A 15,241-nucleotide genomic window follows, 5' to 3' on the forward strand; every position below is an offset into this window, starting at 1 on the left:
CCTGCATCATCTCCTGTCCCTGATTTACCGCCCGGCACGCGGCGTGACTCCCGGCCCGGCGGCCCGGTGCCCCGTGAGGTGACCCGGGCTCAGCAGTCCGGGAGCACCCCGCGGGCCCGAGGGTTCAGTCGCCCGGACGGGTCGGCAGCCCGGACGCCGCCCAGCCGACGAAACCGCCGTCGAGATCGGTCGCCCGGTGCAGCCCGAGCTCGCGCAGCGAGGCCGCGGCCAGGCTGGAGGCGTAGCCCTCGGAGCAGACCACGATCACCTCGACGTCGTAGCCCGAGGCCTCGGGGATGCGGTGACTGCCCGTGGGGTCGAGCCGCCACTCCAGCACGTTGCGCTCGATGACCAGCGCGCCCGGGATCCCGCCCTCGGCGGCCCGCTGCGCCGCCGGACGGATGTCCACCAGCAGCGCGCCGTCCAGCTGGGCCTGGTACGCCTCCCGGGCGCGCGGGCGGTGGACGCCCTCGCGGGCCCGCTCCACCAGGTCGTCGATCGTGGTCACCATTGCTCCGGTCCTTCCTCAGAGGTGCGGACGAGCCCGCCGGCCCGCAGGTCGTAGTGCGCCATCGAGCTCAGCGGGGGCGAGTAGGCGTGCAGGGTGACGGCCGGGCCCGAGGCGGTGTTGCGCACGTCGTGCACGTACTCCGGGCCGAAGGCGCGGGCCGTGCCGGCCGGGACCCTGCGGATCAGCAGGCCCTGGTCCGGGCCGCCGAGGGACAGCTCCTCCAACTCGCCGAGCGCGACGGTGAACGCGCCGCGCGAGCCGCCGTGGTCGTGGAAGCCGGTCGACTGGCCGGGCAGCCAGCTGATCAGCCAGACTTCGTGGTCGTCGTCGGCGACCAGCCGCTGGTACCAGCGCTCCTCGGTGGAGAGCCGGACCAGGTGGATCCACTGGTCGGGCCGCTCGGCCAGCTCCCGGACCACGGTCCGCAGGGTGCTCGGGCTGAGTGGAGGCCGTGCGGGGTCGGTGGCTGCGGGTAGCTCGGGGCTGCGGGTCGGGTTCTCGGTTGCGAGGTCCAGGCTCATGGGGCGTCCTCGGGTGCGGCGGGAACGTCGGGAGGGGCGCTCGGATCCGGCGGCGGGGCCGCGCCGCCGCGGGGTGCGGCTGTTGCGGCCGTGGTTGCGGCTGCTGCGACGTGGCGGTGACGGGCGCGGGCCGGCGGAGCGGCCCGCACCCGGCCGGGCACGGCACGTGCGGTGCCGCCGGGCGGGCGGGTTTCAGGACTGCGGGTACGGCTGCGCGGTGCGGGCCCTGGCAGTGGTCACAGGGCGGAACCGGCGAAATGGAACAGGGTCAACAGGCACAGATGGAACTCGCCTGGCGTCGCAGATCGACGTGCAGGCGGCAAACCAGAGTGGTGCCGGAGTCCATGCCCCGGATCTTTTCCGAGCCGGTCGGACGAAGTCAAGCCGGGGCGCCCGTTTGTTGCCGCCTGTTGCGCCTTGTGGACGGGAGACGCGGCGCCCCGGCCAGGGGCGCCGGCTCAGCCCTCTGCTCAGCTCTCTGCTCAGCGTTCTGTTCAGCTCTCGGTCCGGTCCCCGGCGGGCGGCTCGGATGCTGCGGGCGGCCCACCGCGCGGCTGCGCGGGCACGGGTGGGGGTGCGGGTGCGGGTGCGGGCGCAGGTGCGGTGGCGGCGGCCGCAGCGGCGGACAGCGCCCGTTCGATCACCGGTCCGGCCTGCTCGCCCAGGTAGCGGCCGAGCGTCTGGTAGGCGTCGAACTGCTGGTGGTCGAACCACTGGTCGCTGGTGCCGTCGTTCGGGAAGGCCGGGTGGGCCACCGCGTAGGACTGTAGCTCGTACGGCATGTCGGCGGTCAGCACCGCCTGGAGGACGATCAGTGTGCCGTGCCGTTCGGAGTCGGGCTCGCCGTCGATGGCCGGGTAGTGGACGTCCCCGGTGATCACGCCCCGGGCCGAGAGCCGTTCGGAGAGCTGGGCCGCCAGCCCGCGCAGGGGAGTGCCGCCGTCGGTGCCGGCCCCGTCGGCGCTGGTGGCGCTGCCCGGGATCAGCAGCTCCGGCCGGTGCAGGGTGATGACGATGCCGAGCTCCTCGCGGGCCAGGGTGATCGCGGCGGCCAGGTTGGCTGCGTAGCCGGAGTCCCCGCTGGCGTCGATGCTCACCGCCGTCCGGACCCGGTGCCGCAGCAGTTCGACCAGCCCGAGGTTCTCGTAGTGCCCGCCGTCGGTGGTGAGCAGGAAGCGGTCGTCCGCCGGGAACCGGCCGGTCAGCTCGCGGAGTTGGTAGGGCAGCCGGCGTACGGCGGGCTGCCCGGCGCGACGCCAGTCGGGCGTGCCGGACCAGGCCGGGCCGAGCTCCGCCGGGTTGGGCAGCCACGTCCCGAGCCGGGCGTTGGTGACCGCGAACAGGCCCTGGTAGACCTTGGACTGGCGGCCCATCGCGGAGGAGAAGGCAGCGCCGGAGACGGCCATCGCGGACTGCACGGTGAGGTCCCGGGCGATGTGCCGACGCGTCCGCCGCTCCAGCAGGTCGGTGCGCGCGTAGCCGATGTCCGGGCCGCCCACGTAGTCGTACGAGAGGGAGAAGGAGACCGCCCGACGGCCGGGCGGGGTACGGGAGTTGCCGGACAGGTTGGCCGCCGCCGAGAAGATCACCTGGGGGAAGTCGGGGTGGCGGGCGCCGTAGTGGCTCAGCCAGGTCTGCTCCCGGTGGAAGTCGTACGGGCGGGCGAGCGAGCGGCTGCCCTCGGTGACGCGGCGGACGGCGAAGGCCGAGGCCAGGCGCAGCCGGTAGAACGGGTGCAGGCTCATCCAGGTCTGGTCGAGGTTGAGCCCGACCGCGCCGAGCACCAGCGGCAGCAGCACCTGGACGGCCGTCGGCCAGGCGTACCCGGTGGCGACCGCCCAGCCGAGGGCCAGCAGCGCGCCGGCCGTCAGGGCGCTGAGGGCGGCCCAGACCACCAGGTACTGCGGGAGGTTGGCGGTCAGCCCGCCGCCGAGCCGGCCCGCGCCGCGCAGCGCCCCGGCGGCCGCGCGCACGCCGCCGCCGATCGCCCGGCGGTCGCGCCAGAGTATGCCGAGCAGCAGGGCGAGGTAGCTGAGCACCACGGTCAGGCTGAGCCCCGCGCCGGTCAGTTGCGGGCCGGCCGCCAGCGCCTGTTGGAGCCGGACCGCACCCCAGGCCAGGCCCGGCACCGCCAGCACCCCGAGGGCCAGCAGCCCGGCCAGCGCGAGCGCGGCGTAGTTGAGCCGGCGCAGCGTGCGCGGCAGCAGCGCGTGCCAGCCGAGTGGTGGGAAGGCGAGCAGCCACAGCAGCCAGCAGCAGGCCGCCGCGCCCAGCAGCACGCCGAGGGCGGCCAGCGCGGGGGCGCGGAACTCCAACCCGCCCGGCACGGCGCCCGGGTGGCGCAGGCCGACGGCGGCCAGTGCGTCCAGGTCGGCGAGCGGGACGGCGTGGTAGAAGCGGCTGAGGCCGAGGCCGAGCACCAGGACAGCGGCCAGCAGCAGGCTGAGCGCCGAGAGCACGCCGCGCAGCAGCGTCCCGAGGGCGACCAGCCACTCGCCGGTGCCGTCGGCGATGTACTTGCTGTGGCGGCGGAGGTGGTCCTCCTCCGGGGAGCCGGGCTCCAGCACCGTGTCGGCCGTCAGGCCCGAGACGGCGCGCACCGGGCTGCGGGGCGCGGAGTCGCTGAGCGCGAGCTGCAGCGCGCCCACGGTGTACCCGCCGCCGGAGACGGAGACCAGGTAGCGGGCCCGTTTCAGCCACGGGCGCAGGGCCTGGAGTGCGCCGAGCGTGACGCAGGCCGAGCGGATACCGCCGCCCGAGGCGCAGAAGCCCAGCTCGGCGGGCTCGCGGCCGGGCGGCACCCGGCCGGCGTCCCGCCAGTGGGCGTGGGTGCCGGGAGCGTCAGGGGGCGTCGCTGCCTCCGGCCGCCGGGGGCCGGGCCGGGAGTCGTGCGGCGACTCGTGGGGTGACTCGCGCGGTGGCTCGTGCTGCGGTTCGGGCGGTGGTTCGGGCCGGAGCCCGTGTCGGAGCCCGTGTCGGAGCCCGTGCCGGGGCCCGTGCAGCGGGTGGCCGTGCCGGGTGAGGACGGGCCAGGGCGGTATCAGCGCCGGGCGGTCCGGGTCGGCGTCGTCACCCGGTTTCACCGCCGTGGCGCGCAGCCCGCGAGCGGCCCTGGCGGCCGTCACCGCGAGCAGGGCCGCGGCCGTCACCCCGGCGGGCAGGAGTAGCAGCCGGCTGACGGTGGTGAGCGCCGCCGCCACCACGAAGGGAGTGTCGGAGTCGGCGTGGTCGAGCCCCAGGCGCAGCAGGACGTTCGCGGCGAGGTCGCAGCCGGCGGCGAGCAGCCCGGCGACCCCGACCACCAGGGCCGGCCCGAGCCGGTGGCGCCAGCCGAGCACGTACCCGCCCAGCAGGGCCGCAGCCGTCAGCGTCAGCCCGTAGCCGGCGATCAGCCAGGGCTCGCTGCCCAGGGCGGCCCGGTACGCCCCGGAGCTCCCGCCGACCACCGCCTCGGCGGCCGCCCGGGAGCCGGCCAGGCGCAGGGCCGTCAGCCCGGCCCGCGGCACCCGCCCGGGGGCGAGGAGGAGGCCGCCGGCGAGCGGCAGCAGGGCTCCGGGGGCGAGCAGCAGGCCCGCCCAGGCGGGTAGGGCGGGCGGCCGCCCCGTCGGCGCCGACGCACCCGCCGTGCGCTCCGCGCGCTCGTCCGTCGCCGTCATCAGTACCACCCCCCGTTCGGCCCCCTGCCGACCGTCGATCGCCGCGGCCGATCCCCGTGTTTGATCGCCGCATCCGACCCCGGATGATCAGCGCATGATCAGCGCACGATCACCGAAGTCGCCCCGAACGTGCGGCGGATGACGATCCGTCGCACCGTCAAGGCGCGTTTTACCCTGCCGTGGCCGATTCCGCACCCCCGGTGCCCGCTTTCACTCGAATGAGTAAGGAGGCCACCAATGGGGTAGATGAGCATTTCATCCCACCCAGGGCCACCCGCGTGTCCGCGTAACAAGATCGCCCCATAGGCGTTACTGCCGACGTATTGTCAGGCGACCAAAGCCCGGCCTACCGTCTACAGATCGCTTTCTACGCACGTAGACCCTTCCGTAGAACCCCGCGGCCCCCGAGCGGAGCCGCAGGCGAAACCCGCCCCGTCAACCCTCAGACCGCGGGCCCGACCGCACGGCCGGGACGCGGAGTTGCGGAGGTACCCATGTCGCAGATCGTCCGTGCCGCGCTCGTCCAGACCCGCTGGACCGGCGACCAGGAGAGCATGATCGCGCTCCACGAGCGGTACGCCCGCGAGGCCGCCGCCCAGGGCGCGAAGATCATCGGCTTCCAGGAGGTGTTCAACTCCCCGTACTTCTGTCAGGTCCAGGAACCCGAGCACTACCGCTGGGCCGAGGCCGTCCCGGACGGGCCGACCGTGCGCCGGATGCAGGACCTCGCCCGCGAACTGGGCATGGTGATCGTCGTACCGGTCTACGAGGAGGAGCAGACCGGCGTCTACTACAACACCGCCGCGGTGATCGACGCGGACGGCAGCTACCTCGGCAAGTACCGCAAGCACCACATCCCGCAGGTCAAGGGCTTCTGGGAGAAGTACTACTTCAAGCCCGGCAACCTCGGCTGGCCCGTCTTCGACACCGCCGTCGGCAAGGTCGGCGTCTACATCTGCTACGACCGGCACTTCCCCGAGGGCTGGCGCGCCCTGGGCCTGGCCGGCGCGCAGATCGTCTACAACCCCTCCGCCACCAGCCGCGGCCTGTCCGCCTACCTCTGGCAGCTCGAACAGCCCGCCGCCGCCGTCGCCAACGAGTACTTCGTCGCCGCCATCAACCGGGTCGGCACCGAGGAGTACGGCGACAACGACTTCTACGGCACCTCCTACTTCGTCGACCCGCGCGGCCAGTTCGTCGGCGACGTCGCCTCCGACAAGGAGGAGGAGCTGGTGGTCCGCGACCTCGACCTCGGCCTGATCGAACAGGTCCGCCAGCAGTGGGCGTTCTACCGCGACCGCCGGCCCGACGCCTACGGACCGCTCGCCGAGGCCTGAGGAGCACCGCGATGAGCACCCGTGACCCGCAGCAGCGCACCGTCGTCCGCGGCGGCCTCGTCATCACCGCCACCGACGAACTCCATGCCGACGTCCTGATCGAGGGCGAGCGCGTCGCCGCCCTGGCCGTCACCGGCAGCGCCGCCGCCGAGGCCTGGAGCGCCGACACCGTCATCGACGCCACCGGCCACTACGTCATCCCGGGCGGCGTCGACGCCCACACCCACATGGAGCTGCCGTTCGGCGGCACCGCCGCCTCCGACACCTTCGAGACCGGCACCCGCGCCGCCGCCTGGGGCGGCACCACCACCATCGTCGACTTCGCCGTCCAGCCCGTCGGCGGGGCGCTGCGGGAGGGCCTGGACGCCTGGCACGCCAAGGCCGAGGGCAACTGCGCGATCGACTACGCCTTCCACACCATCGTCTCGGACGTCAACGACGCCGTCCTCAAGGAGATGGACGCGCTGGTCGACTCCGGCGAGTCCACCTCCTTCAAGCTCTTCATGGCCTACCCCGGCGTCTTCTACAGCGACGACGGCCGCATCCTGCGCGCCATGCAGCGCGGCGCGGCCAACGGCGGGCTGATCATGATGCACGCCGAGAACGGCATCGCCATCGACGTCCTGGTCGAACAGGCCCTCGCCGCCGGGCACACCGCCCCCCGCTACCACGGCGAGGTCCGGCGCGAACTCCTGGAGGCCGAGGCCACCCACCGGGCGATCAAGCTCGCCCAGGTCGCCGGCAGCCCGCTCTACGTGGTGCACGTCTCCGCCGCCTCGGCGCTCGACGAACTCGCCCGGGCCCGCGACGCCGGGCTCCCCGTCTTCGGCGAGACCTGCCCCCAGTACCTCTTCCTCTCCACCGACAACCTCGCCGAGGAGGGCGCCGACGGCTTCGAGGGCGCCAAGTACGTGTGCAGCACGCCGCTGCGGCCGCGCGAGCACCAGGAGGCGCTCTGGCGCGGACTGCGTACCAACGACCTCCAGGTGGTCTCCACCGACCACTGCCCGTTCTGCTACGTCGGGCAGAAGGAACTCGGCCGCGGTGACTTCTCGAAGATCCCCAACGGCCTCCCGGGCGTGGAGAACCGGATGGACCTCCTGCACCAGGCCGTGGTGGACGGGCGGATCAGCCGGCGCCGCTGGATCGAGATCGCCTGCACCACCCCGGCCCGGATGTTCGGGCTGCACCCGCGCAAGGGCACCATCGCGCCCGGTGCCGACGCCGACCTCGTGGTCTACGACCCCACCGCCGTGCAGACCGTCTCCGCCGCCACCCACCACATGAACGTGGACTACTCGGCCTACGAGGGCCGCCGGCTCACCGGCCGGGCCCGGACGGTGCTCTCGCGCGGCACCGTGGTGCTGGACGACGGCCGCTGGCTCGGCCGGGCCGGACACGGCACCTTCCTGCGCCGGGACACCTGCCAGTACCTGACCTGATCCGCTTCGTCTCCCCTCCGCCTTCCCTCCCTCCGTCCTTCCTCCGCCCTCCCGTTGACTTACCTCCGTCCTTCCTTCGTCGCCCGGGGCCGCGCCGAGCGCGTCGGCCCTGGGCCGCCCTCCCACCCCTCCCGGAGCACCCCATGGACATCGGCCTCGTCCTGCAGACCGACCCGCCGGCCCGCCTGCTCATCGACCGGATGATCCGCGCCGAACAGGCCGGGTTCAGCCACGGCTGGACCTTCGACTCCTGCGTGCTGTGGCAGGAGCCCTTCGTGATCTACAGCCGCATCCTGGCCGAGACCGAGCGCCTCACCGTCGGCCCGATGGTCACCAACCCCTCCACCCGCACCTGGGAGGTCACCGCCTCCCTGTTCGCCACCCTCAACGACATGTACGGCAACCGGACGGTGTGCGGCATCGGCCGCGGCGACTCCGCCATGCGGGTTGCCGGCCGTCGCCCCGCCACCCTCGACCGGCTCTCCCAAGCCATGCACGCCATCAAGGAGTTGGCCGAGGGGCGCACCGTCGAGGTGGACGGCACCGAGATGCACCTGCCGTGGGTCGGCCCCGGCGCCTCCCTGCCGATCTGGATGGGCGCTTACGGGCCCAAGGCGCTCGCGCTGACCGGACGTCAGGCCAACGGCTTCATCCTCCAGTTGGCGGACCCCTACCTCACGGAGTACATGATCAAGGCCGTCCGGGCGGCCGCCGTCGAGGCGGGACGGGACCCGGCCGACGTCACCATCTGCGTTGCGGCGCCCGCGTACGTCACCGCCGACGACTCGCCCGCCGCGCTCGCCCACGCCCGTGAGCAGTGCCGGTGGTTCGGCGGGATGGTCGGCAACCACGTCGCCGACCTGGTCAGCCACTACGGCGAACACTCCGACCTGGTGCCCGACGCCCTCACCGAGTACATCAAGGACCGCCAGGGCTACGACTACAGCCACCACGGCCGGGCCGGGAACCCCGACACCGCCTTCGTGCCGGACGCGATCGTCGACCGCTTCTGCCTGATCGGACCGGTCGAGGCCCAGCGAGCCCGGCTCGCCGAACTCCGCTCGCTCGGCGTCGACCAGTTCGCCGTCTACGCCATGCACGACGCGGTCGAGGCCACCATCGACGCCTACGGGGCGGACGTCATCCCGCACCTCTGAACCCGTGGTTCCTGGTGTCGCGGTCCCTGAATCCATGATCTCCGGAACCAGCATGTGGCAGAAGGGAGTTGCCCATGGCCGACATCGCGACCGGCGGTGGCGGACAGTGGCAGCACTCCGACGGCCGGGTCGAACTCGACTCGGTCGAAGGGGTGTTGCCCCCCAACGGTTTCACCAGTGACGACCTCCGGCCGGTCCCGGTGCGGCGGCGTACCTGGACCACCTACAACTTCCTCGCGCTCTGGGTCGGCATGGCCCACAACATCCCCTCCTGGACCCTGGCTTCGGGCCTGGTCGCGCTCGGGATGGACTGGAAGCAGGCGGTGCTGACCATCGCGCTCGCCAACCTGATCGTGCTCGCACCGATGCTCCTCACCGGGCACGCCGGGACGAAGTACGGCATTCCCTTCCCGGTGTTCGCGCGGGCCTCGTTCGGGCTGCGCGGCGCCAACCTGCCCGCGCTCATCCGGGCGGCGGTGGCCTGCGCCTGGTTCGGCATCCAGACCTGGATCGGGGGCGAGGGGATCTTCCTGCTGGCGGGTCGGCTTCTCGGTGAATCCTGGCGGACCGCACCGGAGTTCGGCGGCTACCCGTGGACGCAGTGGGCCTCCTTCCTGCTGTTCTGGCTGGTCGAGATGGTCATCATCGCCCGGGGGATGGAGGCGCTGCGGCGCTTCGAGAACTGGGCGGCGCCGTTCGTCATCGTCGGCGCGCTCGCCCTGCTGGTCTGGATCGGCGTCAAGGCCGGCGGGCTCGGCCCGCTGCTCGACCAGCCGTCGAAACTGGGCTGGGGCGGCGGGTTCTGGAAGGTCTTCTTCCCGTCACTGATGGGGATGATCGGCTTCTGGTCCACGCTGGCGCTCAACATCCCCGACTTCACCCGCTTCGGCGGCAGCCAGCGGGCCCAGATCCGCGGCCAGGCCCTCGGCCTGCCGACGACGATGACGCTCTTCGCGCTGCTGTCGGTGCTGGTCACCTCGGGCTCCGCGGCGGTGTACGGCGAGCCGGTGTGGGACCCGATCAAGCTCGCCGCGAAGATGGAGAGTCCGGTGGCGCTCCTGTTCGCGCTGCTGACCGTCCTGATCGCGACGCTGTCGGTGAACGTCGCCGCCAACGTCGTCTCCCCGGCTTACGACCTGGCCAACCTGGTGCCCCGGTTCATCAACTTCCGCACCGGGGCGCTGATCACCGGCGTGGTCGGGATCGCCATTTTCCCGTGGCGGCTGACCGCCGACCCGCACGTCTACATCTACGTCTGGCTGGGCGTGGTCGGCGGCCTGCTCGGGACGGTCGCCGGGGTGCTGATCGCCGACTACTGGCTGCTGCGCCGCACCCGGCTGCAACTCGCCGAGCTCTACCGGCCGTTCGGCGCCTACTGGTACACGGGCGGATGGAACTGGCGGGCCGTCGCCGCACTGCTGGTCGGCGGTCTGCTGGCGGTCGGGGGGTCGTACTCGACGGTGGACGCGCACGGAGTGAAGCAGGGACCGTTCCCGGTGGACGGGTTGGTGCCGTTCCTCCAGCCGTTGGCGGACTACGGGTGGGCGGTGGGGCTCGCGTCGTCGGCGGTGGTGTACCTGGTGCTGAGCGCGGGGCGGGGAGAGGAGAGAGAGGCGGGGAGCAGCGGGCGGGGGACGACTGACGGGTAACAGATGACAGCGAACAGATAACAGGTTTCAGCGAACAGATTTTGAAATCTGTTCGCTGAAACCTGTTCGCTGACATCTGTTATCCGTCATCTGTCACCCGTCGCCTCCACCGCGGCCAGGACCTTGGCGGCGCCGTCCTCGGTGGCGAGGGCGGCTGCGACGGACCGGGCGCGGGTCCGGTAGTGGGGGTCGTCCAGGGCCTGGCGGATGGAGGTGGCGAGGTGGGCGGCGGTCAGGGCGCGCAGGGGTACCGGGCCGGGCGAGACGCCGAGCGCGGTCAGCCGCGCGGACCAGAAGGGGGCGTCCAGTTGGGCGGGCACCGGGACGGCTGGGGTGCCGGAGCGCAGGGTGGCCGCCGTGGTGCCCGCGCCCGCGTGGTGGACGACGGCCGCGGTGCGCGGGAACAGCCAGTCGTGCGGGGTGTCGCCGATGGTCAGTACGGTCTCCGAGTCCTCGGCGGCCAGGCCGCTCCAGCCGGACTGCAGGAGGAGGCGGACCCGGGCGGTGCGGGCGGCGGCGATGACGGTCGCGGTGAGCCGTTCGGGATCGGGTACGACCAGGCTGCCGAAGCCGACGAAGACCGGGGGCGGTCCGGCGGCCAGGAAGTCGAGCAGCCGCTGCGGCGGCTGCCAGTCCGCGTGCCCGGCGGGCCACCAGTACCCGGCCACGTCCAGTCGGGGGTGCCAGTCCGTCGGGCGGGGGACGACCCGCGGCGAGAAGCCGTGCAGGACGGGGTGGTCCCGCCGGGCCCGGGCGATGCCCATCGGCGCCAGTCCGAGCCGGCGGCGCAGCCCGCGGACGGCCGGGACGAACAGCTGGTCGGTGGCCGCCTGGACGGCGTGACCGGCGAGCAGGTTGCCGGCCCGTCCGAGCGAGCGTGCGCCGGTCACGGCCGGGGCGAACTCGCGGGTGGGGGAGAGGGGTTGGAGGTACAGCCCGATGGTGGGGATGCCGGCCGCCTCGGCCGCGACCTGGCCGAGCGCACTGGTGGTGCTGGTGGTGAGCAGCAGGTCGGTGCCGAGCGCCGTCGCGTCCGCGATGCCGTCGCCGAGGGCGGGCATGAACCTCCGCCCCAGGCGCAGGAGTTGCAGGACGACGCCGGGCCCGCTGCCGGCCCGCAGCAGTCGCCGGCCCTCGGCGGAGGCGAGTTCGGCCCGCGGGTCGACGGGCAACGGACGGAACTCCAGTCCGGCGGCCCGTACCGAGTCGGCGAAGGTGGCGTGGGTGGCGACGGCCACCTGGTGTCCGGCCGCCCGCAGACGGACGCCGAGCCCGGTGAAGGGTGCGACGTCGCCCCGGGAGCCGGCGGTGGCGATCAGGATGCGCATGGCCGCAGTATTTCGGCGGGTACGGCCGGCCGGAAGGACGCCACGCGCGGACCGGTCGGCTCCGGGTGGCCGGATCCCGCCGCCCGTCGGGGTCGGCCGGAACCGCGGCGGCGGGGGTCGGCGTCCTCAGCGGCAGAGCGCGCGGAACGGGGCCGTCGCGCCACGGACGGGAGGGACGGGTTCGGATGAGCGTCATCGCGTGGATCGTGCTGGGCCTGGTGGCCGGAGCCCTGGCCAAGCTGCTGCTGCCCGGGAGGGACCCGGGCGGTCTGATCGTCACCACTCTGATCGGGATCGCTGGCTCCTTCGTCGGCGGCTGGATCGCGTCGCACTTCCTGCACCGGTCGATCACGGCACGCTTCTTCGACGGGCCGACCTGGGTGTCGGCGATCGGCGGCGCGTTGGTGCTGCTGATCCTCTACCGACTGCTGTTCGGCAACTCGCGCCGCTGACGGGCGAGCTCGGCGGCGGCGCGAGTTGCACCGATGACGCAAGGGGCGGTGGATGAGCTGGCTGGAGTGGATCGTGCTGGGCCTGGTGTCGGGGACGCTGGCCAGGATGGCGATGTCGAGGCGGGAACGCGGCCTGATCGGCAGCACCCTGATCGGGATCGCCGGCTCCTACATCGGCACCTGGATCGTCCTGCACTGGATGCACGGGACGGTGCGGGTGGGCCTGCTCGACGTCACGACCTGGGTGTCGGCGATCGGCGGCGCGATGGTCCTGCTCCTCGCCTACCGGGTGCTCCGCTTCCTCGCCGGGCGCTGACTGCCCGGCGCTGACTGCCGGGCGTTGACCGTCGGGCGCCGGTCACCGGTCGGTGGCCCGGTCCGGTAGCTCCTCGCAGGCCGCGAGCCAGTCGGCCGGTACGCCCGCGAGTCCGGTGCGGGCGGCCACCACGCCGGCGGCGATGGCGCAGGTGGTGTCCATGTCGCCCCAGCCCTCCAGGGTGTGCCAGATCGCGTCGGGCAGCGAGTCCAGGTGCCCGGCGGCGGACCAGAGGGCGAACGGGACGGTGTCCGGCGCGGAGATCATCAGCCCCGAGCCCAGGACGTTGGCGGCGTGCCGGACGCTGGTGTGCTCCGGCAGCCGGGCGGCGATCCGCAGGCCGGAGCGGACGTCGCTCTCCGGCAGCCGGTCGGCGACCTCGGTGAGCAGCTCGGTCCGGCCCGGCGCCCGGCGGCCCCGGCTGCGGACGGCGAGCGCCGCGGCGAGTGCCACCGCCACCGCCCCCGTGACCGCCTCGGGGTGGAAGTGGGTGGTGAGCGCTTGGAGTTCGGCCTGCCGGGCGACCTCGTCGAGGTCCTCGGCGAACCTGGCGCCCAGCGGCGCGACCCGCATCGCGGCGCCGTTCCCGTACGAGCCCTGGCCCTCGAACTGGCCCGAGGTGATGGCGCGCCAGTGCCCGCCGGCGCCGATCCCGCGCAGTACCCGGTGCATCGACGGGCCGTACTTGCGCTGGTACTCGCGGGCGTACTCGGCCGCGAACTCGGCGGCCAGCGCGTCCTGCCGGACCTCGCCGTGGGCGGTGAGGTGGCGCACCAGGACCAGGGCCATCGCCGTGTCGTCGGTCCAGTGCCAGGGCGCCGGGCGGACCAGGCGGGCCGCCAGAGCGGCGGGTGCCTCGTCCACCGGGACGGAGAACCACCGGTCGCCGAAGGCGTCGCCGAGCGCGAGCCCCCGCAGACTGTCCAGGACCGGACCGGCCGCACGCATGTCATCCTCCGAGTGAGATCAACTGGTGCGACAGTCTGCCGGAAAGGGTGAGGCGCCGACGACCGGATTTCGCTCCGGCCGCCGACGCCTCACCGCCCCGTGCGGGGCGCGTTCTGCTCGGGACGCGCTCCGCTCAGGGCGCGCTCCGCTCAGGACGTACTCCGGTCAGGGCGCGCTCCGCATCAGGGCGCGTTTCCGCTCAGGACGCCGCCGGCTCGGGGACCGGCTTGGTGGGCTTGCCCTTCAAGCCGCCGAGCACGAGCTTCCAGACCGCAGCGAAGCGCTCGTCCGCGGTCGGCTCGGACCAGGTGTGGGCGAAGACCGGGTTGTGGAACGGGGCAGTGGCGTCGAAGACCGCGCGGGCGGTGGAGGGGACGTGGGCGAGCTGGAACTCCTTGGCGTCCATGCCGTCGTGCACGATCTGGGCGATCTGCTTGACCAGGGTCTCGACGTGCGCGTCGACGACCGTGCTGTTCTCCTCGGCCAGCACCAGGTACGTGGCGAACAGCTCCGGGTCGTCCAGCGCCTTCTTCCGCTTGGCCTCGAACAGCGTGGTCAGCCAGCGCTGGAGGCGCTCGACGGCGCCGCCGGTGTCGCTCGCGACCATCTCCAGGTCGTAGTGCGCCTGGTTCAGCCAGCGCTGGGTGACCGCCTCCCGCAGCGCCGCCTTGCTGGGGAAGTGGCGGTAGACGCTGCTGTGGCTGACGCCGAGTTCCCGGGCGACGTCCACGACGGTGGCCTTGGCCGGGCCGAACCGCCGGAGGGCTTCCTCCGCCGCGATCAGGATCTGCTCGGCGGTGAGTGCGGTGTCCGTGGTCACGGGGCCGTCCTTAGGGTCGTGCGGTCGGGTGGTGCGGAGGGTTCTCACTGGTCAGTGCGGGCTCGGTCAGCGCTCGCTGTCCAGGCGCGCCATCTGCGCGGCAGCGTACCGGTCCCCGGCGGCGGCCCCGGCGGGGACGGCGGCCTCGATGGCGGCCAGGTCGGCCGGGGTGAGGGTGACGTCCAGCGAGCCGAGCGCCTCGGCCAGCCGGTCGCGGCGGCGGGCGCCGACCAGCGTGACGACGTCCTCGCCGCGCGAGGCCACCCAGGCGATGGCGATCTGGGCAACGCTGGCGCCCTTGCTGTCGGCGACCGCGCGCAGCGCCTCGACCAGGGCCAGGTTGTGGGCCAGGTTGTCGCCCTGGAAGCGGGGACTGTTCGTGCGGAAGTCGGTGTCGGCGAGCGAGCGGTCCGGGTTCCAGTGGCCGCTGAGCAGGCCGCGGGAGAGCACGCCGTACGCGGTGATGCCGATGCCGAGCTCGCGGGCGGTGGGCAGGACGGCCGCCTCGATGGAGCGGCTGAGCAGCGAGTACTCGATCTGCAGGTCGCTGATCGGGTGGACGGCGGCGGCGCGGCGCAGGGTGTCGGCGCCGACCTCGGACAGGCCGATGTGGCGGACGTAGCCGCCCTTCACCAGGTCCGCGATGGCGCCGACGGTCTCCTCGATCGGGACCTTCGGGTCGAGCCGGGCGGGGCGGTAGACGTCGATGTGGTCGGTGCGCAGTCGGCGCAGGGTGTACGTCAGCGCGGTCTTGGTGGCGGCCGGGCTGGTGTCGTAGCCGAGCCACTGGCCGTCGGGGCCGCGCTGGGCGCCGAACTTCACGCTGATCTGGACGCGGTCGCGGTCGCGGCTGCGCAGGGCTTCGTGGATCAGCAGCTCGTTGTGGCCCATGCCGTAGAAGTCACCGGTGTCGAGGAGGGTGATCCCGGCGTCCAGGGCGGCGTGGATGGTGGCGATGCTCTCGGCCTCGTCGGCCGGGCCGTAGAGGTCGGACATGCCCATGCAGCCGAGGCCGAGCGCGGAGGTGACGGGGCCGGAGGTGCCGAGCGGGCGCTGGGCGGGGCGGGTGGTCGAGGCCATGGGGGCTCCAGGGGCGAGTGCGGC

14 protein-coding genes are annotated in these 15,241 nt (G+C 73.3%); 6 read left to right on the plus strand and 8 right to left on the minus strand.

Annotated elements, in window-relative coordinates:
* Window positions 1-124: 124 nt before the first annotated feature.
* The 4 genes from ACZ4W5_RS00685 to ACZ4W5_RS00700 form a co-directional block, all read right to left on the minus strand.
* Complete coding sequence (locus tag ACZ4W5_RS00685) at window positions 125-511, minus strand: rhodanese-like domain-containing protein (RefSeq protein WP_465651786.1); 387 nt, start codon at window positions 509-511, stop codon at window positions 125-127.
* Window positions 505-1,032: a cysteine dioxygenase gene (locus ACZ4W5_RS00690; protein WP_465651788.1), complete on the minus strand. Its 528-nt coding sequence runs from the start codon at window positions 1,030-1,032 to the stop codon at window positions 505-507. The genes ACZ4W5_RS00685 and ACZ4W5_RS00690 overlap by 7 nt, the downstream gene beginning before the upstream one ends.
* 268 nt (window positions 1,033-1,300) lie before the next feature.
* On the minus strand, window positions 1,301-1,378 hold the full coding sequence (locus tag ACZ4W5_RS00695) for a putative leader peptide (protein ID WP_101948289.1): 78 nt from the start codon (window positions 1,376-1,378) through the stop codon (window positions 1,301-1,303).
* Between the two features lie 148 nt (window positions 1,379-1,526).
* Window positions 1,527-4,688, minus strand: coding sequence for a hypothetical protein (locus ACZ4W5_RS00700; protein WP_465651790.1), 3,162 nt, complete (start codon window positions 4,686-4,688; stop codon window positions 1,527-1,529).
* A 494-nt stretch (window positions 4,689-5,182) separates the two neighbouring features.
* Here ACZ4W5_RS00700 and ACZ4W5_RS00705 point away from each other — a divergent pair, with 494 nt between their 5' ends.
* The 4 genes from ACZ4W5_RS00705 to ACZ4W5_RS00720 all read left to right on the plus strand — a co-directional run bounded on the left by ACZ4W5_RS00705 (window position 5,183) and on the right by ACZ4W5_RS00720 (window position 10,273).
* On the plus strand, window positions 5,183-6,025 hold the full coding sequence (locus ACZ4W5_RS00705) for a nitrilase-related carbon-nitrogen hydrolase (RefSeq protein ID WP_360229882.1): 843 nt from the start codon (window positions 5,183-5,185) through the stop codon (window positions 6,023-6,025).
* 11 nt (window positions 6,026-6,036) lie between these two features.
* Window positions 6,037-7,467, plus strand: coding sequence for a dihydropyrimidinase (gene hydA / locus ACZ4W5_RS00710; RefSeq protein ID WP_465651792.1), 1,431 nt, complete (start codon window positions 6,037-6,039; stop codon window positions 7,465-7,467).
* Between the two features lie 143 nt (window positions 7,468-7,610).
* Window positions 7,611-8,624 (plus strand): TIGR03842 family LLM class F420-dependent oxidoreductase, encoded by a 1,014-nt coding sequence (locus ACZ4W5_RS00715; protein ID WP_465651794.1) that lies wholly within the window; start codon window positions 7,611-7,613, stop codon window positions 8,622-8,624.
* Window positions 8,625-8,698: 74 nt separating this feature from the next.
* Window positions 8,699-10,273: an NCS1 family nucleobase:cation symporter-1 gene (locus ACZ4W5_RS00720; protein WP_465651796.1), complete on the plus strand. Its 1,575-nt coding sequence runs from the start codon at window positions 8,699-8,701 to the stop codon at window positions 10,271-10,273.
* Window positions 10,274-10,359: 86 nt separating this feature from the next.
* Here ACZ4W5_RS00720 and ACZ4W5_RS00725 read toward each other — a convergent pair whose 3' ends face one another.
* Window positions 10,360-11,601 (minus strand): glycosyltransferase, encoded by a 1,242-nt coding sequence (locus tag ACZ4W5_RS00725; protein WP_465651798.1) that lies wholly within the window; start codon window positions 11,599-11,601, stop codon window positions 10,360-10,362.
* Between the two features lie 185 nt (window positions 11,602-11,786).
* Here ACZ4W5_RS00725 and ACZ4W5_RS00730 point away from each other — a divergent pair, with 185 nt between their 5' ends.
* Window positions 11,787-12,053 (plus strand): GlsB/YeaQ/YmgE family stress response membrane protein, encoded by a 267-nt coding sequence (locus ACZ4W5_RS00730; protein WP_360229872.1) that lies wholly within the window; start codon window positions 11,787-11,789, stop codon window positions 12,051-12,053.
* 52 nt (window positions 12,054-12,105) lie between these two features.
* Window positions 12,106-12,369: a GlsB/YeaQ/YmgE family stress response membrane protein gene (locus ACZ4W5_RS00735; RefSeq protein WP_465651800.1), complete on the plus strand. Its 264-nt coding sequence runs from the start codon at window positions 12,106-12,108 to the stop codon at window positions 12,367-12,369.
* Window positions 12,370-12,411: 42 nt separating this feature from the next.
* Here the strand turns inward: ACZ4W5_RS00735 and ACZ4W5_RS00740 are convergent, their stop codons facing one another.
* The 3 genes from ACZ4W5_RS00740 to ACZ4W5_RS00750 form a co-directional block, all read right to left on the minus strand.
* Complete coding sequence (locus ACZ4W5_RS00740; protein ID WP_465651802.1) at window positions 12,412-13,317, minus strand: ADP-ribosylglycohydrolase family protein; 906 nt, start codon at window positions 13,315-13,317, stop codon at window positions 12,412-12,414.
* 199 nt (window positions 13,318-13,516) lie between these two features.
* Window positions 13,517-14,137 (minus strand): TetR/AcrR family transcriptional regulator, encoded by a 621-nt coding sequence (locus ACZ4W5_RS00745; RefSeq protein ID WP_465651804.1) that lies wholly within the window; start codon window positions 14,135-14,137, stop codon window positions 13,517-13,519.
* Window positions 14,138-14,203: 66 nt separating this feature from the next.
* Window positions 14,204-15,217, minus strand: coding sequence for an aldo/keto reductase (locus tag ACZ4W5_RS00750; protein WP_465651806.1), 1,014 nt, complete (start codon window positions 15,215-15,217; stop codon window positions 14,204-14,206).
* Window positions 15,218-15,241 lie beyond the last annotated feature (24 nt).

The sequence above is a fragment of the Kitasatospora sp. NPDC029367 genome, from assembly GCF_055569135.1.

What these genes read in the sequence shown, in the direction of transcription:
- ACZ4W5_RS00735 (WP_465651800.1), top strand. Translation starts at nt 12,106, where the DNA reads ATGAGCTGGCTGGAGTGGATCGTGCTGGGCCTGGTGTCGGGGACGCTG.
- ACZ4W5_RS00740 (WP_465651802.1), bottom strand. Translation starts at nt 13,317, where the DNA reads ATGCGTGCGGCCGGTCCGGTCCTGGACAGTCTGCGGGGGCTCGCGCTC.
- ACZ4W5_RS00705 (WP_360229882.1), top strand. Translation starts at nt 5,183, where the DNA reads ATGTCGCAGATCGTCCGTGCCGCGCTCGTCCAGACCCGCTGGACCGGC.
- ACZ4W5_RS00715 (WP_465651794.1), top strand. Translation starts at nt 7,611, where the DNA reads ATGGACATCGGCCTCGTCCTGCAGACCGACCCGCCGGCCCGCCTGCTC.
- ACZ4W5_RS00730 (WP_360229872.1), top strand. Translation starts at nt 11,787, where the DNA reads ATGAGCGTCATCGCGTGGATCGTGCTGGGCCTGGTGGCCGGAGCCCTG.
- ACZ4W5_RS00720 (WP_465651796.1), top strand. Translation starts at nt 8,699, where the DNA reads ATGGCCGACATCGCGACCGGCGGTGGCGGACAGTGGCAGCACTCCGAC.
- hydA (WP_465651792.1), top strand. Translation starts at nt 6,037, where the DNA reads ATGAGCACCCGTGACCCGCAGCAGCGCACCGTCGTCCGCGGCGGCCTC.
- ACZ4W5_RS00700 (WP_465651790.1), bottom strand. Translation starts at nt 4,688, where the DNA reads ATGACGGCGACGGACGAGCGCGCGGAGCGCACGGCGGGTGCGTCGGCG.
- ACZ4W5_RS00695 (WP_101948289.1), bottom strand. Translation starts at nt 1,378, where the DNA reads ATGGACTCCGGCACCACTCTGGTTTGCCGCCTGCACGTCGATCTGCGA.
- ACZ4W5_RS00690 (WP_465651788.1), bottom strand. Translation starts at nt 1,032, where the DNA reads ATGAGCCTGGACCTCGCAACCGAGAACCCGACCCGCAGCCCCGAGCTA.
- ACZ4W5_RS00725 (WP_465651798.1), bottom strand. Translation starts at nt 11,601, where the DNA reads ATGCGCATCCTGATCGCCACCGCCGGCTCCCGGGGCGACGTCGCACCC.
- ACZ4W5_RS00750 (WP_465651806.1), bottom strand. Translation starts at nt 15,217, where the DNA reads ATGGCCTCGACCACCCGCCCCGCCCAGCGCCCGCTCGGCACCTCCGGC.
- ACZ4W5_RS00685 (WP_465651786.1), bottom strand. Translation starts at nt 511, where the DNA reads ATGGTGACCACGATCGACGACCTGGTGGAGCGGGCCCGCGAGGGCGTC.